The sequence below is a fragment of the Pseudomonas sp. FW215-R2 genome (genome assembly GCF_058789255.1).
Genome location: NZ_JBYTBO010000012.1, coordinates 162,361 through 183,173, shown reverse-complemented (window position 1 = coordinate 183,173; position 20,813 = coordinate 162,361). Strand labels below are relative to the sequence as shown.

Sequence of the window (20,813 nt, the reverse complement as noted above, 5' to 3'; positions counted from 1 at the left end):
GCGAGACCTACTCGAACCACTCCTGCCGCTCATTGAACGTTCGCTGAATCAACTCCACCAAGGTCTGCACTTCCCCAACGTCCTGCGATTCGCTGTTCACCGCCAGCCACGCCTGCAACCGCATCGCTTCCTCAAACAAACCAGGCAACGCCACCAACCCGCGATCAAATCGGCTCATGTACATCGGCAACAGTCCGATGCAAGCGCTGCACCGAATCATCTCCAGCATCAGTTCATAAGACTGCATCTGCACCACGCCAGCCAAGCGCTGCTCGACGAGATTGTTCCAGGGGCGGAAGCTGTCGATCTGCCGGTCATGCTGCCATTGCACCAGCATGAAATCGGCGAGGTCATCCGGGCTTTCCGGGCGTGCAGTCACGCGGGAGTAGCGTTTGGCAATGTGGGGCTGATATTCCAGTTGCGCGAGGCGTTGCGGTTCGCTGGTGGCGAAGGTCGGGCCGGGATGCGGGGTGTCGCCATGGGCGAGCCACAGCACGATGTCGGCACTGACCGCACGCAGGGCCAGTTCGCTGTCGAGGGCGATGATTTCGAGGCGCACGCTGGCGTTGCGGCGCAGCAGTGCGATGAGGTCGCGGCCGAGGATGTCATGCAGGATCGATTCGGCAACGGCCAGCCTTATCAGCGGCTGCTCGATCACCGGCAATTTGCGTTCGTGGGCCAGGGCAACCAGTTGCGCCTGCAATTGCTGGCCTTCGCGGGTCAGGGTCAAGGCGCTGCCCTGAAAGCTGAACAGCGCGCATTGCAGTTGCTGTTCAAGCTGCGCCAGTTGTTTGCGCAGCAGGGTCGAGCGCACGTTGAGGCTGCGGGCGGCCTGCATGAAGCAGCCGCAACGGGCGCTGACCAGAAAGTATTGGGCGACGTCGCCGTCGAGGGTCGCGGCGTGCGCCGGCCAGGGTTCTTCCTTGTCCCGGGGCCAGCGGAAATCGGCGCTGCTCTGTCGTGCTGCGGGTTCGGTGAATGACATCGATGACTCCCTGTCGATCTTTGTTTTGGTGTGCAGCGCTTAAGGTTTGGTCTCCAGCACCTTGTTGAGCTCGGCCCCGTCGATGCTCAGCGTCGCGGTGTTGAGCATGCCGTCCAGATACGCCTGGGCGATCTGTTCCTGACGCTGGGCACGCAAGGCCTGGGTCAGTTGATCGCGCAGTTCGTCGAGGGTCGCGGTGCGGGCCGGTTGTTGTTCGGTGAGTTTGATCACGTGAAACCCGGCGCTGCTTTGCACCGGTTCGGAGACCACGCCGACCTTGAGCCGCGCGACCGCACCACGCACTTCCGGCACCAGTTGCTGCAACGGCTGCAACCCTGTGTCACCGCCACGTTCAGCGGTCAGGCGATCCTGGGAAAACTCTTTGGCCAACGCTGCAAATTCCGCGGGGCTCGCCTGTGCTTTCTTGCTCAACTCCGCTGCCTGCTTGCGTACGGCTTCAAGATTCTGCGGCTCATTCACGCCGAGGAAAATCTGGCTCACCCGATACAGCGCCGGCGTCTGCCAATTGGCCTTGCCCGCGTCATACGCCTGCTGCAACTCGGCGGCGCTCGGGTAATCCGGCGGCACTTTGCTCACCGACTGCAAATAGTCGCGGAACACGATCTGCTCGGTGGCCGCACGGGTCTGCCGTACCACGTCCGGACGCTGCGCCCAGCCCTGGGCATCGGCCTGTTCCAGCACGGCCTTTTCGGCCAGGCGTGAACGAATCCAGCGTTCCAGCGCCTCACGATTGCCGCGCAATTGCTCGCGGGTCTGCGGCGGTACGGCCGCCAGCAGCGCCTGCAACTCCTCCGGCGACACCTGTTGATTGCCCAACCGCGCCACCGCCGGCCCGGCATTCGCCGCAATGACCGGCGCCGGTTGCTGGGCGGCGACCGGGTCATTGCCCGGCCGCACCACCAGCGCCACGGCCACCACCAACAGCGCCACCGCAGCGGCGCTGATTACCATGGCAGGTTTCGTCACAGCGCGACTTCCTCTTGCTCAACCTTTGGAGCCTGGGTGGCAGCAGCGTTCTGGGTGAAATCACGCAGGTACACGATGAATTCCTGAAGCAGGCGATCCCACAATTCCAGGTTGCCGCGCAGGTAATCGCTGCTGACGCCAGCGGCCACCACCACGTCCATTTCCATCACCAGAAATTCGCCCTGCAACGACAACCGGGCAAACCGGCGGGTCGCGTTCCACTGCTCGGCCACACCGGCCGGCAACTCACCCTGCACGCGCAAGGCGCAGCTGAAGGTGAAGTCGACGTAGCTGCCCTGCTCCGCCACCGCCGGGTTGCCGAAGCGCACCGCGTAACCGATGCCTTGACTGGCGCTGAGCAACTGGACGATGCCGTTCTGTTCGGTCTGGTTGACGCGATAACCGGCGGCTTGCAGTACGTCGGTCAGGGATTGCGGGGAGACGTGGGAGATCAATTGAGTCATTACTTCTTCCTTGTTTATGAGTCTTTTAATCAGTGCGCGATCGCGGCTTGCGGCGCATCGAATTGAGTCTTGTACAGTTCATCGCCGAAGCCCTGAGCCAGTTCATCGAACTTGACCCGGGCGCTGCCGGCGAAGGGCTGGCGGATTTTCATCACCTCGGCCACATCGATGTTTTCGTAGGCGGTGAGAATCTGCTTGGCCACGCCGTACATCTGCTGATTCTTGACCGAACATTGCTGCACTTGTGTGTCACGTTCAGTCAATTGCGCCTGAAGCTTAGACCGTTCTGCCTCTTTGGCACGGGCCATGACCAGCAGCTCGTCATAGGCTTTCTTGAACTTGCCGGTCTGCTCGTTACTCGCCGCCACCTGTGCCTGAGCCTGGCTGTGCAGACTTTGCTGCTGCCCGGCCAGTTGCTCGGCGACGCCTTTGGCCTTGGCGAGCTCGGCGGTCAATTGCTTGATTTGCGCCTGCGCTGCCTTGGCTTCGCTCTGCGCCGCCAGTTGCGCGGCGCTGGCCTGGGCCTGCTGGCTTTGCAGGGTTTGCAGCTGCTGGGTGGTGCTGCGCAACTGAGTGCGCAGACGTTCCTCCATGCCTTCGGCGCTGGCCCCGCTGGCGACTATCAAGCCCAGACCCAACACTAAAAATCGCGCGTTCATAACCCTCTCCCGGCGCCTTAGAAGCGCGTGTTGATCTCGAGCTGCAAGACGTCGATGTCGAACGGCGCGCCATACACCGCCTCGGTGCTCATCCAGCGGCCGGTGGCGTAGACGTTCTTCGCCAGACCGTAGTTGCCACCCAGGAAATAGCCCTTGGCGTTGGTGCCGCCGAGGTGGAACGACGAGTCGTTGAAACCGTCCGGCAAGGCGTCAGGCTGGATGTACTTGTAGCCGGCGAACATATTCCAGTCGCCCTGCTTCTTCAGCTCCAGCGCGCTGCCGAGCGTGAACTGAACCATCCACGCGTTGGCGCCGCTTTCAATGTTGCCGTTGCTGTCGAGGTTGTTGACCAGTTGCCCGGCCGCACGCTTGCGCATGTCGCCTTCGTCGTAGCCGAGGTTGTGGATGTAGTTGCCCTGGGTGCGCAGCTTGAAGTCTTCCGGCAGGTCGGCGTCCCACACGAGGTTCAGGTCCAGCAGGTTGAACTCCGAAGCCAGGCCAACGAATTGCGGCTGCGGCGTGGTGCTCGGATTGAGCGGGTTCGGCGTAATGTCACGCAGCAGGAACACGCTGTTGCCCTTCTGCATGAATGCGGCACGCGTGCCGTCGCTGTCGCAGCCCGGCGCGCCGGCCCACGGCTCGCAAGGGCTGGAGCGCTGGCCCTGGATGTCCTGGAAGCGGTAGTAAGCCAAAGCACCTTTCAAGCGGTTGTTGCTGTTGATCGCCCACTTGGCGCCGACCTGCCCGCCATAAAGCCATTTGTTGTCGCTTTCTTCCTTGTCGAAGCCGTTGCTGGTGGTGGTGTCGTTGGTGTAGTCCACCGGGAACGCGCCGATGGTGCCGAACACGCCCCAGTCGCTGCTGAGTTTGTGGTCGAAAATCGCCGCCACGCCGTCGAAGTTCAGGTCGTTGGAATACAGCATGTCGGTGGACATGAACGGGTTGGCGAACCGGCCACCGGTCAGGGTCAGCTCATCCGATGGTTTCCAGGTCAAGTAACCCTGATCGAGCCAGATGTCTTTCTTGGCGAAGCCGCCGCCAAGGCTCTGGGTGGTCGACACCGGGTTATTGTCCGAGCCGGTGCCGATGCGGATGCCGGCAGTCCATTCCGGCGAAATCACCGCTTTCATGCCCAGTCGGGCGCGCAGGCGGAACAGGTTGGTACGGTCTTCACGGGTGTTGAGCAACGGCGGCAATGCGGTGCTGCTGTTGGGGTTCACGTCGTACGGGCCGTTGTTGTTGAGTTTGGCGAAGTCGACGATTTCGTTGCTGTTGCTGCCCGAGTAGTAGCGCGACTCGTCACGCAGACGAATATCGCCGTCGAAGCTGATGCGCGACGCCCAGTCCGGGAAGGTGTTGGGCGCGGCCCAGTTTTCTTGCTTGGCGGTGGCCATGACCTCGGCCTTGACCTGATCACGGATCTGGTCGCGCACCGCGGCCGGCACGTATTGCACCCGCACATCGCCCGGTGCGGCGACCGGCCCGGCCGCCACGGCGGTAGACGCCGCAGCCTGCTTGGCCTGGGCCGCTTCGTTCTGGGCCTGGGCGATCAGTGCGTCAGCCTTGTCCTGTTTCAGAATGCCCTGCTCGACCAGCAAGCGGATCAGATTGATCGTGGCGTTCTCCGAGGGCGCAGGCGCTGCCGCGGCCTGACCGACCAGGGTCGCGATGACCATGCCGACCGCCAGGGACAATCGATTCACGTTGGAAATCATCTGCACACAACTCCTTTTCATACAGCTTTATGAATTCGGTTAACCCGGACGCCGCCCTTGCAGGGACATGCGCACAGGCAAGGTGATGGAGGCCGGCGGCCGTTCGCTCAGATGCGGCGCGTTACGCAAGGCGGCCAGCACTTGACTGTCAATCTCGGGGTTGCCGCTGGACTTGATCAGCTCGACCCGGGTGATCTCGCCGACGCTGCTCAGCCACACATCGGCCTGCAGCGAAAACGCGAGGTTGCGCAGGTCGGGGTTCTCGCGCAGCAGCTTCTGGAAAGTGAACGCGAGGAACTGGCTGTAGGTACCGTTACCCACGCGTCCACCGCCCGCGCCGGCCATGCCGCCGCCCTTGCCCGCGCCGATGTTGAACGCGTCGTTGCCGCTCTGGGCGTCGCCGTCCATTTGCATCGGGTTGGCCAGGTCGTCCGCTGGCGATGGCGGCGCTTCTTCTTCGGGTTTCACTTCCTGTGGCTCGGGCGTCGGCTCCGGTTCGACGATTTTTTCTTCCACCGGGGTTTCCGGCTCCGGTGGTTTTTCCGGCGGCGGAGGTGGCGGTGGCGGCAACGGGATGATCGTCGGCACTTTCGGCGCTTCGCGGCGAATGCCGCTCATGTCGTTGGCCCACTGCCACAGGAACCACGCGGCGAGTGCGGCGAGAACCAGCCCGGCGCCCCACTTCGCATAGCGCAAGGGCGACGGCTTCACCGGCAGCGGTTCGATCGGAAGTTGTGCGGTCATGACTCAGCCCTGACTCGGTTTGCCGGTGACGAGACCGACCTGGGACAGTTCGAGCCGGCGCAGCAGATCCAGCACTTCGATAACCTTCTGGTACTGCACCGTGGCGTCGCCGCGCACGATCACCGGGAAGTCCGGGTTCTGCGCCTTCTCGATGCGCAGGCGCTCTTCCAGCTCCGGCAAGGTCACCGGGTAGGCGTCGAGGAACACCTGGCCGCCGTCGTTGACCGAAATCGCCTTGGTCTTGGCCTCGGACAGCGACACGGCGGCGCTGGCCTTGGGCAAGTTGATCTGGATCCCGGAGACCTGCGCGGTGGCGGTGAGGATGAACATCACCAGCACCACCATCAGCACGTCCACCAGTGGCGTGATGTTGATGCTGTCCACTGCGGCATCTTCGTCATCGTCGTGGGAGGCATTTACGGACGCCATGTCAGTGCTCCTCAGGCCGGTACGGAATGGTTGGCGTGATGACCGCGCTGATGCGCCGCTTCACTGGACTGGCCTTCGCCGTGCATCTCCGCCAGACGGGTGATGAACTCGTCGACGAACACGCGCATGTCGGCGCTGACTTCCTTGTTGCGGGTGATCAGGCGGTTGTAGCCAAACAGCGCCGGGATCGCGACGAACAGGCCCATGGCGGTGGCCAGCAAGGCTGCGGCCATACCTGGGGCGATAGCGTTGATGTTGACGTCGCCGGCCATGGCCGTGCCGAGGAACACCACCATGATCCCCAGCACGGTGCCGAGCAGGCCGATGTACGGGCCGCCGGCGATAGCGTTGGACAGGGTCGAGAGCTTCGAGCTGAGTTGCTGGTTTTCCCGGGTGCGCACGCCGTCCATGGAGCAGCGGATGGCTTCGATGGTCGCCGCCGAAACCGACGAGGTATCGGCGCCCTGCTCGCGGCGGGTGCGGATCTCTTTCACCGCCACTTGGTACAGGCGCCACAGAGGCGAGTGCTGCAAACGCTGGGCGAGTTGCGCGTCGTCGGCGAACATTTCCAGGCGCGTGCCAACCTTGGCGAATTGCACGCGGAAGTCTTCGTTGGCCGCAGTGACACGGCTCAGGGTGCGGTTCTTGCGCAGCATGATGATCCACGACTGGAACATCATCAGCACCAGCACCGCGATGATCACCCAGGCGTCCACCGGCACGGCGTTGAGCAGGAAGCCGAGGCTGCCGAAACCGAAACCGGACTGTTCTTCATCGACACCGTAAGCCACCAGTTTCGACTCGGCGCCTTGGGAAGTGGCGTCGGCCAGCAACAGCGGCGCCGGACGGGCGACTTTCGACAGGCGCAGTTCATCGATGGCGCCCACGAACGGCTGGAAAGGACCTTCGTGCAAATCGGCGCCAATGGCCATGACCGAATTGAACGCCGGCATCGCCTGGGCCAATGCCGCGCCTTCGCGACCGTTGATGTACAGCGTCACTTTCGCGCCTTCGGCGGTCAGCGCAACGTGCTGCCATTGGCCCGGATTCAGCGGTTGTGTGGCCACAGCGCGCTGGCCGTCGATTTCCACGAACGGCACGCCCTGATTCACACCGACCAGCAGGCTGTTGGCGCCTTCGCGGCGGGCCAGGATCAGTTGCTCGCCGTTGGCCTGATCCAGTCTCAGCCAGGCACTGAAGGTGAACGCGCTGCCAGCGTTATGTTGCAGCGACGGGCTGGCCGGCAGCAGCAACGGCTGACCGCTGAACTGCAAGGCCCGCCCTACTACGCCGTCGATGGCGGCGCCGGTCGCGCTCTGCGCGGTGTTGCCGTAGGCAGTGGTGTCTTTCGCCGGGGTGCCGGTGGCGCCTTCGAAGTGATAGAGCGCGGTGTAATTCGGATCGAATGTGAGCTGACCGTTGCCGGTCGCCGGGGCCTTCTGGTTGCCGTAGTACATCCAGATGTCCTGGCGCTGACCGCCCTCGACATTCGGCACATCGACCCAGATCAGCGACATGCCCATCAGCGCATCGAAGCTTTCGATCTGGTGGTTGAGCACGGTCTTGTCATCGGCCGCGACGAAGCGCAGGTCCGAGCCGTCCTCTTTCACGCCATCAAACGTGAAGTTGCCGGTGTGCAGACGCACCAGCAGCGCGGTGCGGCCGAGGGCCTGATTGATCCCGGCGCCCTGCGGCGTGGTGTCGACGGCGATCTGTTTGCGGTAATGCCAGTCGTCCTGCCACCAGGCCTGAGCCGTGGCCGGGAGCACGAAGCCCAGGCAGATCAACAACGAAAGGAAGAGGCGCTGCATGGAAGTGCTCCTTGTTAGAAAGTGGCCTGAAGGTTGAAGTGCAGGCGCGATTCCTGTTTCGAGGTGTTCGGCCCTTCGAGTAGCGGGTAGCCCCAGTCGACGCTGCCGGACAGCCATTTGCTCAGGCTGGCGCGGGTGCCGAGGCCGACGCTGGCCAGGGCGTAACTGGCGTCCTGGTCCGGCAGCTCGTCGCGCAGATACAGCTGCGCGCCTTCGGCAAAGGCGTAGAAGCGCCAGTCCTGCATCCAGGTGCCGGCGTACTTGGCCAGCGACGGTGTGCGGACTTCCTGACTGAGCAGCACGCCGTCATCACCGGTGCGTTCGGCGGCCAGATAGCCGCGTACCGAGGTCGCGCCGCCGGCAGAGAATTGTTCGTTGGAAACCAGTGGCCCCGACGCCAGCTGGAACGCGGCTTTGCTTGCGCTCTGCCAGTCGCTGTCGAAGGTCCAGGTGAAGTTGGTGTCGCCCTTGAGCACGGCGAAACTCGGGTTGGCGCGGTAGCGTTTGTAGTCGAACTCTTCGTCGGAGCTGCCGTAGCCGAAAATGCTGCGGGTGGCCGCGACCAGGCTCAGGCCGAGGCCGAGCTGGCTCTTTTCGGTGTAGCGATAGCCGTTGTAGGCGAAGGTGAACGGCGCGTATTTCAGCGGCACCTTGTCGCTTTCGCCGGACAGGGTCAGGCGTTCGTCGAAGTCCTTGAAGTCGATGCCGGCCGACAGCGAGTTCGACCAGTTGCCGCTGGACGGGATCGTGTAGATCGCCGATACGCCGTAGGAATGGCCTTTGCCGAGCACGTTGCTGCCGCCGATGGTGGCGACGTTGCTGTCGGACTGGTAACCGGAGAACTGCACGCTCCAGCGATCGGTCAACGGCGCGGTGTACGAGCCCGACCAGACCTTGGCGTTGTCGGTGTCCTGCGGCGCGGTGAAGAACGTCAGGTTGACGCTGTGGCCGAGCTGCCAGAGGTTGTTGTAACCGAGGCTGGTGACAGCGCGGAGTTTTTCGGTATCGGCGCTGTAGTCGTTGTTCAGCCCCACGCTGGCGGTCCACGGGTTCTGGTCTTCGACTTGCAGGTCCACGTCCATGGTGCCGGGGCGCTGGCCTTCGCGAACCAGCGGCATCACCTGGCGGCCCGGGGTCTTGTTGAGTTGCGCCAGTTCGCCCTGGACCTTGGCGAAGTCCGGCACTTCGCCTTCCTTCAGGGCCGGGACGTTGTCGCGGATGTCCAGCGGCGAATAGTGTTTGGCGCCGACCACCCGTACCCGGCCGACCTTGGTTTCGCTGACTTGCAGGTAGACGATGCCGTCGGCCACCGCTTGCTCCGGCAGTTCAACGAACACCGATTGATAGCCGCGTTCCTGATAGATCTTCTGCAAGGCGTCCCGCGCGCCTTCGATGTCGCTCAAGGCTTTTTGCGGGCCGAGAAACGGATACACCGCTTCTTCGATCGCCCGCGCATCGAGCACAGTGTTGCCGCGCACGAAGTATTCGTTGACGTCCACCAGACGCTGCGCCGCTGTGTTTTCGGCCTCCTCGGCGAACGCCGGCTGCGCGCCGGCCGTCACCAGCAGCCAGCCCCACAGCGCCAGCCGTGACGTGAAAATCTGATCCACACTACCCCCTGAAATTCGCGATGACCTGTTGGCGCTCATGCGCCTTGCGTGTGCGTCAGTTACTGGCGTTCTTGATTGCTGAAGTGCAGGCCCCGGTGTGTTTGCCCAGCCAGGTGTGCAGCAGCGCGAAGTTCAAGGAGAACTCGGGCATTTGCAGCAGCGCGCCGCAGAACACTTCACCGATGATTTTCTGGATGAGCTGCACCGCACGCGGCTCGTTGAGCAGCATGGCGATGTCGCGACTGAGGACGTTGAAGCTCCAGACTTTCTGGTTCAGGCCCAGGCCGACGAACCAGCGGAACAGCAGGTTGTAATTGAGCTGTTCGTAGAGCTGCTGCTCGCTGGGCACCGAATACAGCAGTTGCAGGAGCAGGATGTGCATGACCGTCTGCGCCGGGATCAGCATGCCGGGCTGGGCGTTGAGGTCGTGCAGAAGATCGCTGTGAGCGTCGAACAGGTCGTCGATCTGCGGGCGCAGCAGCACCAGCGAATGCCCTGGGGGAATGTAGCTGGAGACCTCTTTCAAGGCGCCCTGCCAGTCATCCTGCGACACGATCCAGACCCACGGCGCGCCGTAGCGATACACCGAAACCGGCTTCTTGCGCGCGGCTTCGACGATCTTCGACAGGCGTTGATCGAGTTCCTGCATGCCCACTTTCGAGTAGCGTTCCATAGTCCCCATTGCCTCACTCCCGGCGTCCCGCCTCGGCTTGTGAAAAGCGCCCAAAGGGCCCCTCAAGCGCGTTACATAGGCATGACCGGACTGGCGATGTGCTACCGAACTTTTGTCATAAAAGCTTCATTACGGAATTTGATCGGGAAACTGCGGGCATAAAAAAACCTGTGGGAACTGGCTGGCTCCCACAGGGTTTCATCGCAATTCAACGTCAGGAATAAACTGGCCAGGTATCGACGATCTTGCCGCCACGTACCGCCAGCAAGTCACCGAATTGCAGGAGGACGGCTTCAGTCTGGGTCGGTCGCAGGAACACCTGATCCTCCACCGTCAGCCCCACGGCATTTGAACCATTGACCATCTCCTGATTCGAACTTCGGCCATACACACCGTTACTCTGCAGGCCCGGCGGCGATTCGAACTCAGCCATCCAGTTGCCGCCGTAGATGAAGAAAGTCTGCCGCTGATTGGCGTCCCACCACGAAAACAGTTTCGACTTGTCATCCAGCGCGGGAATGTTTACCGCCCCCGTGCTTTTCAACACCGGTGTGGCGATGTACGCGGCAGGCTCGTGTTCGACCAACGACGGTAAGTCGTAATGAGTCGGCTTGAGCATCGCCGTCCCCACCGACACCTCGCTGCTGAGATTTTCGTTTTCGTGCATGCGGTAACTCGGACTGCCGGCGGTGTTCAGGCATAAGCCGTCATGCCACAGCGCCGGATATTGCTGTCGGGTGAAGTCGACGCAGCGCTGATAAATCACCATCACCTTGGCGAACAGCTCTTCGGGCGAACCGAGAATCCCCGGCACGCCCATGCCCACGAACGGGTCGTAGCCCATGAACCCGGCGAACTCCAGGTGCTGCGGGTTGGCGGCGATCAGCGCGAGCATCTGCCCGAGCACGTTCAGATCACTGACGCCGCCACGGTGCAGGCCGACGTCCAGCTCGATGTTGATCCGCATCCGCGTGCCCAAACCCTGGGCCAGCGCGAGGTATTGCTGCAGGCGTTCGGGGTTGTCGATCAGCCATTGCAGTTGCTTCGCCGGGTCGAACGGGCCTTTGTGGGTCTGGTAGAACAGCTCCGCCGAGCGTACCGGCAAGGGCTTGCCGAGCAGAATGTCGGACTGCGGGTAAACCTGTGCATCGTGATTGAGAAACGGCTGATGAAACGACATCAGTCGCTGAGTCCCTGCCCTTTGAGCGATGTAGCTGAGCAGCCCCGGCGACGGCAACGATTTCTCCACCAACCGCAGGTGTTTGCCGGTGCGTTTGACCGAGCGCATCACCACATCGATGTTGTGATCGAGCCGATCCAGATCGATCAGCAACACCGGGCGCATCGGGCCTTTTTCCTTGAGTTCATTGTTCAGCGCCCGGAAATATTCGCTGTAGAGCCCGCCGCGATCCCCCGGCCGCAGCCATGCACCAACGCCCACCAACAAGGCACCGACACCCAAAGTGCCGAGCACGAAATTACGTCGATTGACCGCCATCAGCTCACCCCCAGAATCGACGACAGATGCCCGTTGAGAAACTTGCCGCTCGGGTCCAGCGCCTGACGCACCTGAATAAACTCCTGCCAGCGCGGATAGAGCGTTTGCAACGTGCGGGCATTGAGTGTGTGCAACTTGCCCCAGTGCGGACGGCCGTTGTACTTCCAGAAGATCGGCTCGACGGCGGCAAAGAAGTTGTGGTGATCCATCTGGTAATGCTGGTGGACCGAGATCGAACAGCTGTCGCGGCCCTCGAACATGCTCAGCGGAATGTCGTCGGCCTTCACGTAGCGGTACTCGATGGGAAACCAGGTGCGCAGGTCCTTGTCACGGATCAGCTTGAGAATCTCGCGCAGGCATGCCGGGCCCTGCTCGGCGGGCACCGAATATTCCATTTCGTTGAAGCGCACCGTGCGCACGTTGGCGTAGATGTCGAACGAGTCGCCGACCCGGTCATCGAAACTCGCCAGATGCCGCAGGCTGTTGAGTAGCGAGCTGCGCAGGTTCGGGAAGTCGCTGCCGTACTTGTCGATCTTCTCGATCAGCGTCACGAACTCGTTGCCGCCCTCCTCTTCAGGCGGGATCGGTGGCGTGGGCGGGTCGGTGGTTTCGTTGAGGGCGATCGACAAGGCGTAGTCGGAATGAGTGACGACGAGCATTTCCCAGTGCTGGTTTTCGCGGGTGTTCTTGTCGATGTCTTCCAGCAGTTCTTCGGTCTTGGCGATCCACTGGGTTTCCCGCAGGCGATAGGCCGGGCGGTTTTGCAGGCGAATTTTGGTGGCCACACCCAGCGCGCCAAGGGACACACGGGCGGCGTTGAACACGTCGGGATGTCGCTGGCTGTCGCAGTCCAGCACTTCGCCGTTGGCGGTCACCAGTTGCATCCCGCAGACGTGGGCCGAGTAGGACTGGAAGGTTTTGCCGGTGCCGTGAGTCGAGGTGGAAATGGCCCCGGCGAGGGTCTGGTAGTCGATGTCGGCCATGTTTTGCAGGGCCTGGCCGACGTCCTTGAGCGGCGTGCCCATGCGCGACATCGGTGTGCCGGCGGCGAATTCGGCTTGCAAGGTTTTCGGGTCGTGATCGAGCAGTCCGTTGAAGTAACTCAGCGACAACAACGTGCCGTCGGTGGGCACCAATGCGCTGAAGGAATGCGCCGAGCCGACCGGGCGAATCTTGCCCGGTGCCTGCTGAATCACCGACGTCAGTTCATCCAGATTCTTCGGCGCCACCCGCGCCGCCGGCAGGCAACTCTGTCCGCCCGACCAGTTGCGCCAGGGAATCAGCCGGGGCGCGCGCATCAACTGGCCCAGCGCCGGGTTGGAGGCCAGCGCGCTGAACGCCCCGACGATGCTTGCCCGTTGCAACAACTGCCGGCGTGTCAGATCTATCCGCATGCCAGGATCCTTATTGTGGGAGCGGCTGGTCGGCCATGAAGCCGATCAACTGAAGGAATTGTTCTTCCGAGCACTCGACGCACTGGCCCATTGGCGGCATGCCGTTGTAGCCGTTGATGGCGTGGTCGAGCAGCGTGTCGGCGCCCTGCTGAATGCGCGGTTCCCAGGCCTTGCGGTCACCGGTCAGCGGCGCATTCGCGGCGGGGTTGGCGTGGCAGAGCTGGCAACTGTTGGCGTAGATCTGCGCCAGCGCCGGGTCTTTGGGCATGGCGTTGTTAGTGCTGGCCGGGGGTTTGGGGTCTTCGCCGCAGCCGGCCAGCGCAGTGACCAGCATCAGCAGCAACGTGATTCGGGATGCCCGCATAACGATCCTCGCGTGGGGTGCCACTTATTGTTGTGATCACACCTTAAGGCAGCGACGGCGGCGGGTTGAGGGCATTGCGGGCCAGTGAAGGGGGCAAACGGGGACAGTCGGGATGCGACTCGGGATCGAATAAAAGGTGGGAATCTTGTTGAGCCCTCTGCCCTGCGCCTTTGCGTGACATTCGGGTGACATTTGCGGGTTTAAATTTCAGCGCATTCAGGCGTATAACCTGTACAGACTTTTTCAATTGGCAAGCAGGGTAGCGACATGACCACAGCAAACATCCTTGGCAACTTGTTCCCTTCTGTCAGCGACATCCCGGAAAAATACCGCCTCGACGGTCAGGTCGAGCAACGCGAATACCTGGTCGATGGCCAGTTGCGCCGCTGGGACGGCCCGCTCGCCACCGTGCGCAGCCCGGTCTATCTCAAGGGTGATAACGGCGACGAACAAGTGATCCTCGGCAGCACGCCGCTGCTGGACGCCGAGACCGCCCTCACCGCCCTCGACGCCGCCGTGCGCGCCTACGACCGGGGCCAGGGCCTGTGGCCGACCATGCGCGTGGCCGAACGCATCCAGCACGTCGAAGCCTTCCTTGGGCGCATGCGCCAACAGCGCGACGCCGTGGTGAAACTGCTGATGTGGGAAATCGGCAAGAACCTCAAGGACTCGGAAAAAGAGTTCGACCGCACCTGCGACTACATCGTCGACACCATCAATGCGCTGAAAGAACTCGACCGCCGCTCCAGCCGTTTCGAGCTGGAACAGGACACCCTCGGCCAGATCCGCCGCGTACCGCTCGGTGTGGCGCTGTGCATGGGCCCTTACAACTATCCGCTGAACGAGACGTTCACCACGCTGATTCCGGCGCTGATCATGGGCAACACCGTGGTGTTCAAACCGGCCAAGCTCGGCGTGCTGCTGATCCGTCCATTGCTCGAAGCTTTCCGCGACAGCTTCCCGACCGGTGTCATCAACGTCATCTACGGCAGCGGCCGCGAGACCGTCAGTGCGCTGATGGCCAGCGGCAAGATCGACATCTTCGCCTTCATCGGCACCAACAAGGCCGCCAGCGACCTGAAGAAACTGCACCCGAAACCGCACCGTTTGCGCGCCGCGTTGGGGCTGGATGCGAAGAACCCCGGCATCGTCCTGCCCGAGGTCGATCTGGATAACGCGGTCAGTGAAGCGGTCACCGGTTCCTTGTCGTTCAACGGCCAGCGTTGCACCGCGCTGAAGATCCTGTTTGTGCATGAAGACGTGGTTGAAAGCTTCATCGAGAAATTCAACGCCAAACTGGCCAGCCTCAAACCGGGCATGCCGTGGGACAGCGGGGTTTCGCTGACGCCGCTGCCGGAGTCGGGCAAGGTCGACTACCTGCACGGCCTGGTGGCTGACGCGCAGAGCAAAGGCGCCCAAGTGGTCAACCCGAATGGCGGCGAGTCGCGAGAGTCGTTCTTCTATCCAGCAGTGCTGTACCCGGTGACGCCACAGATGCGCGTCTATCAGGAAGAGCAGTTCGGCCCGGTGGTGCCGATCGTGCCGTACCGTCACCTCGATACCGTGATCGACTACGTGCTGGAATCGGACTTCGGCCAGCAACTGAGCATCTTCGGCACCAACCCGGTGGCGGTCGGCCGATTGGTGGACACCTTCGCCAACCAGGTCGGGCGTATCAACCTCAACGCCCAGTGCCAGCGCGGCCCGGACACCTACCCGTTCAACGGGCGCAAGAACTCCGCCGAAGGCACGCTGTCGGTACACGATGCGCTGCGGGTGTTTTCGATCCGTACACTGGTGGCGACCAAGTTCCAGGAACCCAACAAGGATCTGATCAGCGAAATCATTCGCGGACGGGATTCAAACTTCATCGCGACCGATTACATCTTTTAAGGAGGAATCACCGCTGAGCACTTTCAGCCCCCACCGCTGGCCGCCGCTGTTGCGGCGAATTCTGCGGCCATTGCTGGACCCGTACCGTCGCTACCGACACGCGCGGTTGATTCATGCGGTGCGGGTGGCGCTGGGGTTGCTGGCGACGATTCTGTTGACCACCGGCATCAACCTGCCCCACGGCGAGTGGGCGTCGGTGACCATGCTGGTGGTCATCGGTGGTTTGCAGCACCACGGCAACATCGGCAAGAAAGCCGCCGAACGCGCCACCGGCACCTTGATCGGTGCCGGCGTCGGCCTGTTATTGGTGGCACAACAGGCGTGGCTGGGAATGCCGTGGCTGACCTATTTTGCAATGGCGGTGGTGTGCGGATTCTTCTCGTATCACGCCATCGGCAAGGGCGGCTACACCGCCCTGCTTTCGGCCATCACCGTTTTCATTGTCGCCGGGCATGGCGACAACCCGATCACCGACGGGCTGTGGCGCGGGGTCGATATCCTGATCGGTATCGCCCTGGCCCTGGCTTTTTCCTTCGCGTTGCCGCTGTACGCGGTGTATTCGTGGCGCTACAACCTGGCCGACGCATTGCGCGATTGCGCCACGGTGTACGGGCGGATCATCAGTGGTGAACCGGTTTCGGCCGATGAACACTTGAAACTGATGGGCCGGCTGAACACGGTGATGGTGCAACTGCGCTCACTGATGCCGTCGGTGTCCAAGGAAGTGAAGGTATCGATGACCGAACTGGATGCGATCCAGCGCAACCTGCGCATGTGCATCAGCACCCTGGAAATCCTCGGCAATACTCGGCCGGACACCAACGATCCTGAAGCGATGGCGCATCTGCAATCGGCATTGAAGGCCGAGCACCGGCAGATTCGCGTGCAACTGATCGGCATGGCCCGGGCCCTGAAAACCGGTGCAACCCAGCGTCTCGGGCGCCCGGTGGAATTACCGGACGCCAGCCTCGACGCCCCGGTCTACAACCCGTTGGACGGTTACCGTCTATTGACCCGGCAACTGGCGTCCAACATCGGCGAAATGCGCCAGCGCCTGGCGAAAACCGCGCCGCGCTGGAACATCTGAGGTTACTGCGCCGCCAACCGTCGCGACTTGAAACCCCAGCCCTGTTGCATCCCGGCGGCAGCCAGCAGGATGGCCGCCACGCCTACCCATTGCAGGGTTTGCAGTTGATGGCCGAAGGCAAACCAGTCAACAAAAATCGCCGCAATCGGATAGATGAACGACAGTGCGCCAGTCAGTGCGGTCGGCAGTTTCTGGATCGCGCCGTAGAGCAGCACATACATCAGGCCCGTGTGAACGATGCCCAGCGTGACCAGACTCGCCCAGGCACTGGGCGCTTGCGGCAGCGCGCTGAAGTGAGCAAACGGTGCGAGCATCAACACCCCGGTGCAGACCTGGATCAGCGCGATCAAGTGTGGCGGCGTGCCGGTCAGGCGCTTGATGATCAACGCGGCGATGGCATACAACAATGCCGCGCCAAGGGCCAGGGCGATCCCCATCAGGTAGTCATTGCCGCCCTCGCCTTGCTCGCCGTGGGCACTGACAATCGCCAACATGCCGAGGAAGGAAATTCCCAGCCAGAACAGCTTTTGCAGGGTGATCTTCTCGCCAAGAAACAGCGCCGCCAAACCCACCAACATGAACGGCTGTACGTTGTACACCGCCGTGCCGATGGCAATCGACGCCCGGGAATAGGAGGCGAACAGCAACACCCAGTTGCCGACGATCGCCATGCCACTGAGCACCGCCAGCAGGAACGTGGTGCGCGTCAGAATCCCCGGACGCAAGAAACCGAACGCGGCGCAGATCAGCAGCAAGGTGCCGGCGCCGAATACGCAGCGCCAGAACACCACGTCCAGCACCGGTTGGCCTGACACCAGTACGAACCAGCCTATCGTCCCGGATATCAGCATGGCAGCGGTCATTTCAAATGAGCCGCGACGGATTGCGTTGTCCATCATCAATCTCCTTAATGTGTGGCAAAAGTATGCCAAGCGAGACCGGAGCTTCTCCAGCGCAAAAAGCAGGCTAAACTCGATTTCTGCCTTTTTTATCAAGGGTGGTTTGCATCATTCGCCTAATGCGGGAGATTTTTGTATGACCGACGATATCGACCAGATCCTGATCGGGGCCTTGATGGAAGACTCCCGGCGTTCGCTCAAGGCGCTGGCGCAAATCAGCGGCTTGTCTTCACCGAGCGTGGCCGAACGCTTGCGGCGCCTTGAAGAGCGCGGCGTACTCAAGGGCTACACCGTGGAGATCGATCCTAAGTGCTTCGGCTACCAGTTGCAGGCCATTGTCCGGGTGCGGCCGTTGCCGGGGCAGTTGCAGGAAGTGGAACGGCAAATTATGTCGATTCCCGAGTTCACCGAGTGCGACAAGGTGACCGGCGAAGATTGCTTCATTGCCCGCCTGCATGTGCGCTCGATGGAGCAACTGGATACCTTGCTTGATCGACTCAATACGCTGGCCGAAACCAACACCGCGATCGTCAAGAAGACCCCGGTCAAACGACGATTGCCGCCGATGGCGTGAGAAGCGTAGATTGGCGTTTTTCCGGCGAAGGATTCGCGGCATGAAAATTCAGGCGGTGATACTGGCGGCATTGATGCTGGCTGGTTGCGGGACCATACAGACCGTGGTACTCAGCGATAAGGCGAACGTGGATCAGTTGAAGGCAAATAGAACCTACTGCGGCGCCGTACCGCGCATCTACAGCGGTGTGACGTACGATTTCTGCATGCTGCACGCCGAAAAACCGGATGACGTCGATGCGTTCAACTACAAGAACCCATCCTTGGGGCTGGTGGTCGACGGAGCCGTTTCCGGGGTGCTGGATACATTTCTGCTGCCCTACACGATTTACAAGCAACACGCCGATGGCAGCATAGAGATCAACTGATCGCTGCGCCCTGCCCGCTTTTTCGCAGACAACAAAAAACCCGCTTTCGCGGGTTTTTTGTTAACGCCGATTAAACCAATCAGTCGTCGCGGCTCATGATGCCGAAGATCTGCAACAAGCTGATGAACAGGTTGTAGATCGATACATACAGGCTGATGGTCGCCATGATGTAGTTGCGCTCGCCGCCGTGGATGATGGCGCTGGTCTGGAACAGGATGCAGACCGACGAGAACAGCACGAAACCTGCGCTGATCGCCAGTTGCAGGCCGCTGATCTGGAAGAACATGCCCGCCAGAGTGGCACCCAGCAGCACGAAGAAACCGGCGGTGATGAAACCACCGAGGAAGCTCATGTCCTTGCGGGTGATCAGCACGTAGGCCGACAGACCACCGAACACCAGTGCAGTCATCGCGAACGCCGAGCTGACCACTTCAGCGCCGCCCTGCATGCCCAGGTAACGGTTGAGGATCGGGCCGAGCAGGAAACCCATGAAACCGGTCAGGGCAAACGCGGACACCAGGCCCCAGGCCGAATCACGGAGTTTGTTGGTGAGGAAAAACAGCCCGTAGAAGCCGATCAGCACCACGAAAATGTTCGGGTAGCCAACACGCATCTGCTGAGCTACGAAAGCCATCACGCCGCTGAATGCAAGAGTCAGCGCCAGTAGGCCATAAGTGTTGCGCAGGACGCGGCTAACCTCTAGCTGCTCAGCCTGCACGCTGTTGTGAACTGCGTAATCCTGTTCGCGCATGGCGACACTCCTGTTGGTTTGAAACGTTCAGTCGCAAAGATCATAACAGACGCTCTGTAACAAGCCATGCACAGAGTTTGACAGTGTGTTTCATTCAGGTATTATGGCGCCCGCAACGCAACGGAGGTGTGGCCGAGTGGTTTAAGGCAACGGTCTTGAAAACCGTCGACTGTAACAGGTCCATGAGTTCGAATCCCATCGCCTCCGCCATCTTATGTACGACAAAGCCCTGATTATTCAGGGCTTTGTCGTTTCTGGCATTTAGAAAAATTCGGTTCCGCCCTCTCTGGATCATTTCCGCATCTTTTCGGTCATTTCCGCAACCCTACCCCTCCGACATCACTTGTTCGAACTCGACACACCCGGAGATGTAGCTGTATTCAACTGGCAGCTTCCGGCCAAAAGCGGTCGGTGAGGCACTGCGCGAGTCCAATCCGCTGCAACTGCCGCGCCTGATCGACGGCCAATAAGGGGTTTCACAGATGGCGGCGTCCTGATTTGACGCCGCCTCAGGTCATTACACGACCACGTTCAACAGCAACACCACAATCAAACCGACCACGGCGACGATCGATTGCACCACCGAAATAGTCTTGGTGGCTTCGCCCATCGTCATGCCGAAGGATTCCTTCACCATCCAGAAACCTGCATGGTTGGCGTAGTTGAAGAACAACGAGCCGCAGCCAATGGACAAGGCCAGCAGCGGCAGGTTGAGGCTGGGATCAGCACCGGCAAGCGGCGCCAGCAAGCCGGCAGCCCCCACGATACCTACCGTGGCGGAACCGGTAGATACCGAAAGCAACATGGCGATCAACCAACCGAGGATCAGCGGAGGGAACGCCGACTGCTGAGTCAGGTGCACAATCGCATCGCCCACCTTGGCGCTGGTTAGCAGTTCCTGAAAGGCACCTCCGCCGGCGATGATCATGATGATCGAGGCGATTGGCTTGAGGCTCTTGCCCAGCGAGTCGCGCAATTGCCCCGCATCGCCGCCGCGCGCGAGTACCAGACTGGCCCCAGCGAACAGCACGCCCAGCAGCATCGCTATCAGCGGATTGCCGAGGAAACCGGCCATTTTCAGCAGCGCATTGTCCTTGGACAATACCATCTCGGCGACGGCATGGATCAGCATCAGGATCGCCGGCAGCAAGGCTGCCAGCACGCCAAGGTATACGCTGGGGCTTGATTTATCGTCGGCTTTTTCAGCCAGGGTGAACTGATCCAGCAACACCTGATCGGGCCGAGTGCTCATGCGCGGGGAAATGAATGCGCCATACAGTGGACCGCCTAAAATCATGGCCGGGATAGCCGCCAGGAAACCATAGAGCATGGTCGGCCCGACCGAGGTTTTCAGCGCGGCGATGGCCGTCAACGGGCCAGGGTGCGGCGGGACCATGCCGTGCATAGCGGCCAGTGCGGCAATCACCGGAACGCCCACATAGACATACGCTGAACCCTTGAAGCGCGCCTGACTTTCCAGCTTGCGCGCCACGCTGAAGATCAGCGGCAGCATGATCACCAGGCCGACCTCGAAAAACATCGGAATGCCAATCACAAACGCGACCATCATCATCGCCCACGGAATCATCCGATCCGTTGTGCGCTTGAGGATGACCGCAGCAATCAGCTCGGTGACGCCGGCGTCAGCAAGAATTTTGCCGAGCATCGCCCCCAGCGCGATGACCACCCCCACTGCCCCCAGTGTCTTGCCGGCGCCGGTGACCAAGTGGGAGACGATGCCATCTGGCTCCATACCGGTTGCAAAGCCTACGCCGACGGAAACTACCAGCAAAGCCAGCAGCGGGTGCATTTTGAGGCGCGAGACGATCAGCGCTACCAGCACCAGGACGCTGATCAATGCGGTCAGTAACAGATCTATATCTAAGGGAGTCATGAAAGGTTCTCGGTT

At 61.4% G+C, this 20,813-nt stretch carries 20 protein-coding genes and 1 tRNA gene; 5 read left to right on the top strand and 16 right to left on the bottom strand.

Features of this window, described 5'->3' with window-relative positions; translation table 11 throughout:
• Positions 1-7 precede the first annotated feature (7 nt).
• The 13 genes from AC3WRD_RS18370 to AC3WRD_RS18310 form a co-directional block, all read right to left on the bottom strand.
• Positions 8-985 carry a LysR family transcriptional regulator gene (locus tag AC3WRD_RS18370; RefSeq protein ID WP_102622316.1) on the bottom strand — a complete coding sequence of 326 codons (978 nt, stop codon included), beginning with the start codon at positions 983-985 and terminating at the stop codon, positions 8-10.
• Between the two features lie 39 nt (positions 986-1,024).
• Positions 1,025-1,972 (bottom strand): peptidylprolyl isomerase, encoded by a 948-nt coding sequence (locus AC3WRD_RS18365; RefSeq protein WP_102622315.1) that lies wholly within the window; start codon positions 1,970-1,972, stop codon positions 1,025-1,027.
• Positions 1,969-2,436 carry a YbjN domain-containing protein gene (locus AC3WRD_RS18360; RefSeq protein ID WP_041475252.1) on the bottom strand — a complete coding sequence of 156 codons (468 nt, stop codon included), beginning with the start codon at positions 2,434-2,436 and terminating at the stop codon, positions 1,969-1,971. Before AC3WRD_RS18360 ends, AC3WRD_RS18365 begins: the two co-directional genes overlap by 4 nt.
• Before the next feature lie 29 nt (positions 2,437-2,465).
• Positions 2,466-3,095, bottom strand: coding sequence for a DNA repair protein (locus AC3WRD_RS18355; protein ID WP_102622314.1), 630 nt, complete (start codon positions 3,093-3,095; stop codon positions 2,466-2,468).
• Between the two features lie 17 nt (positions 3,096-3,112).
• Positions 3,113-4,810 (bottom strand): putative porin, encoded by a 1,698-nt coding sequence (locus tag AC3WRD_RS18350; RefSeq protein ID WP_096821812.1) that lies wholly within the window; start codon positions 4,808-4,810, stop codon positions 3,113-3,115.
• Positions 4,811-4,849: 39 nt separating this feature from the next.
• Positions 4,850-5,554, bottom strand: coding sequence for an energy transducer TonB family protein (locus tag AC3WRD_RS18345; protein ID WP_096821811.1), 705 nt, complete (start codon positions 5,552-5,554; stop codon positions 4,850-4,852).
• A 3-nt stretch (positions 5,555-5,557) separates the two neighbouring features.
• The gene (locus tag AC3WRD_RS18340; RefSeq protein ID WP_096821810.1) at positions 5,558-5,983 is read right to left on the bottom strand and encodes an ExbD/TolR family protein; all 426 of its coding nucleotides are present in this window, start codon (positions 5,981-5,983) and stop codon (positions 5,558-5,560) included.
• An 11-nt stretch (positions 5,984-5,994) separates the two neighbouring features.
• Positions 5,995-7,794, bottom strand: a complete 1,800-nt coding sequence (locus AC3WRD_RS18335; protein WP_096821809.1) for a DUF2341 domain-containing protein — start codon at positions 7,792-7,794, stop codon at positions 5,995-5,997.
• Positions 7,795-7,808: 14 nt separating this feature from the next.
• Complete coding sequence (locus AC3WRD_RS18330; protein WP_096821808.1) at positions 7,809-9,404, bottom strand: ShlB/FhaC/HecB family hemolysin secretion/activation protein; 1,596 nt, start codon at positions 9,402-9,404, stop codon at positions 7,809-7,811.
• 55 nt (positions 9,405-9,459) lie between these two features.
• The gene (locus AC3WRD_RS18325; protein WP_371858329.1) at positions 9,460-10,077 is read right to left on the bottom strand and encodes a transposase; all 618 of its coding nucleotides are present in this window, start codon (positions 10,075-10,077) and stop codon (positions 9,460-9,462) included.
• Positions 10,078-10,291: 214 nt separating this feature from the next.
• Positions 10,292-11,500, bottom strand: coding sequence for a DSD1 family PLP-dependent enzyme (locus AC3WRD_RS18320; RefSeq protein ID WP_173861395.1), 1,209 nt, complete (start codon positions 11,498-11,500; stop codon positions 10,292-10,294).
• Positions 11,501-11,574: 74 nt separating this feature from the next.
• Positions 11,575-12,903, bottom strand: coding sequence for a D-arabinono-1,4-lactone oxidase (locus AC3WRD_RS18315; protein ID WP_173861394.1), 1,329 nt, complete (start codon positions 12,901-12,903; stop codon positions 11,575-11,577).
• 76 nt (positions 12,904-12,979) lie between these two features.
• Positions 12,980-13,333, bottom strand: coding sequence for a c-type cytochrome (locus AC3WRD_RS18310; protein ID WP_102622311.1), 354 nt, complete (start codon positions 13,331-13,333; stop codon positions 12,980-12,982).
• A 267-nt stretch (positions 13,334-13,600) separates the two neighbouring features.
• Here AC3WRD_RS18310 and AC3WRD_RS18305 point away from each other — a divergent pair, with 267 nt between their 5' ends.
• Positions 13,601-15,226, top strand: coding sequence for an NADP-dependent glyceraldehyde-3-phosphate dehydrogenase (locus AC3WRD_RS18305; RefSeq protein ID WP_096821799.1), 1,626 nt, complete (start codon positions 13,601-13,603; stop codon positions 15,224-15,226).
• A 46-nt stretch (positions 15,227-15,272) separates the two neighbouring features.
• On the top strand, positions 15,273-16,313 hold the full coding sequence (locus AC3WRD_RS18300) for an FUSC family protein (RefSeq protein ID WP_173861393.1): 1,041 nt from the start codon (positions 15,273-15,275) through the stop codon (positions 16,311-16,313).
• A 2-nt stretch (positions 16,314-16,315) separates the two neighbouring features.
• Here the strand turns inward: AC3WRD_RS18300 and AC3WRD_RS18295 are convergent, their stop codons facing one another.
• Entirely contained in the window at positions 16,316-17,209 is an 894-nt protein-coding gene (locus tag AC3WRD_RS18295; RefSeq protein ID WP_102622309.1) for a DMT family transporter, read from the bottom strand.
• A 139-nt stretch (positions 17,210-17,348) separates the two neighbouring features.
• Here AC3WRD_RS18295 and AC3WRD_RS18290 point away from each other — a divergent pair, with 139 nt between their 5' ends.
• Both AC3WRD_RS18290 and AC3WRD_RS18285 read left to right on the top strand, forming a co-directional pair.
• On the top strand, positions 17,349-17,786 hold the full coding sequence (locus AC3WRD_RS18290; RefSeq protein ID WP_007955121.1) for an Lrp/AsnC family transcriptional regulator: 438 nt from the start codon (positions 17,349-17,351) through the stop codon (positions 17,784-17,786).
• Between the two features lie 40 nt (positions 17,787-17,826).
• Positions 17,827-18,153 carry a YceK/YidQ family lipoprotein gene (locus AC3WRD_RS18285; protein WP_102622308.1) on the top strand — a complete coding sequence of 109 codons (327 nt, stop codon included), beginning with the start codon at positions 17,827-17,829 and terminating at the stop codon, positions 18,151-18,153.
• Positions 18,154-18,232: 79 nt separating this feature from the next.
• On the opposite strand, the gene AC3WRD_RS18280 is transcribed toward AC3WRD_RS18285, so the two are convergent.
• Positions 18,233-18,904, bottom strand: coding sequence for a Bax inhibitor-1/YccA family protein (locus tag AC3WRD_RS18280; protein ID WP_003224442.1), 672 nt, complete (start codon positions 18,902-18,904; stop codon positions 18,233-18,235).
• 122 nt (positions 18,905-19,026) lie between these two features.
• Here AC3WRD_RS18280 and AC3WRD_RS18275 point away from each other — a divergent pair.
• Positions 19,027-19,114, top strand: a tRNA-Ser gene (locus AC3WRD_RS18275).
• Positions 19,115-19,421: 307 nt separating this feature from the next.
• Here the strand turns inward: AC3WRD_RS18275 and AC3WRD_RS18270 are convergent.
• On the bottom strand, positions 19,422-20,798 hold the full coding sequence (locus AC3WRD_RS18270; RefSeq protein ID WP_096820456.1) for a GntP family permease: 1,377 nt from the start codon (positions 20,796-20,798) through the stop codon (positions 19,422-19,424).
• Between the last annotated feature and the right edge of the window lie 15 nt (positions 20,799-20,813).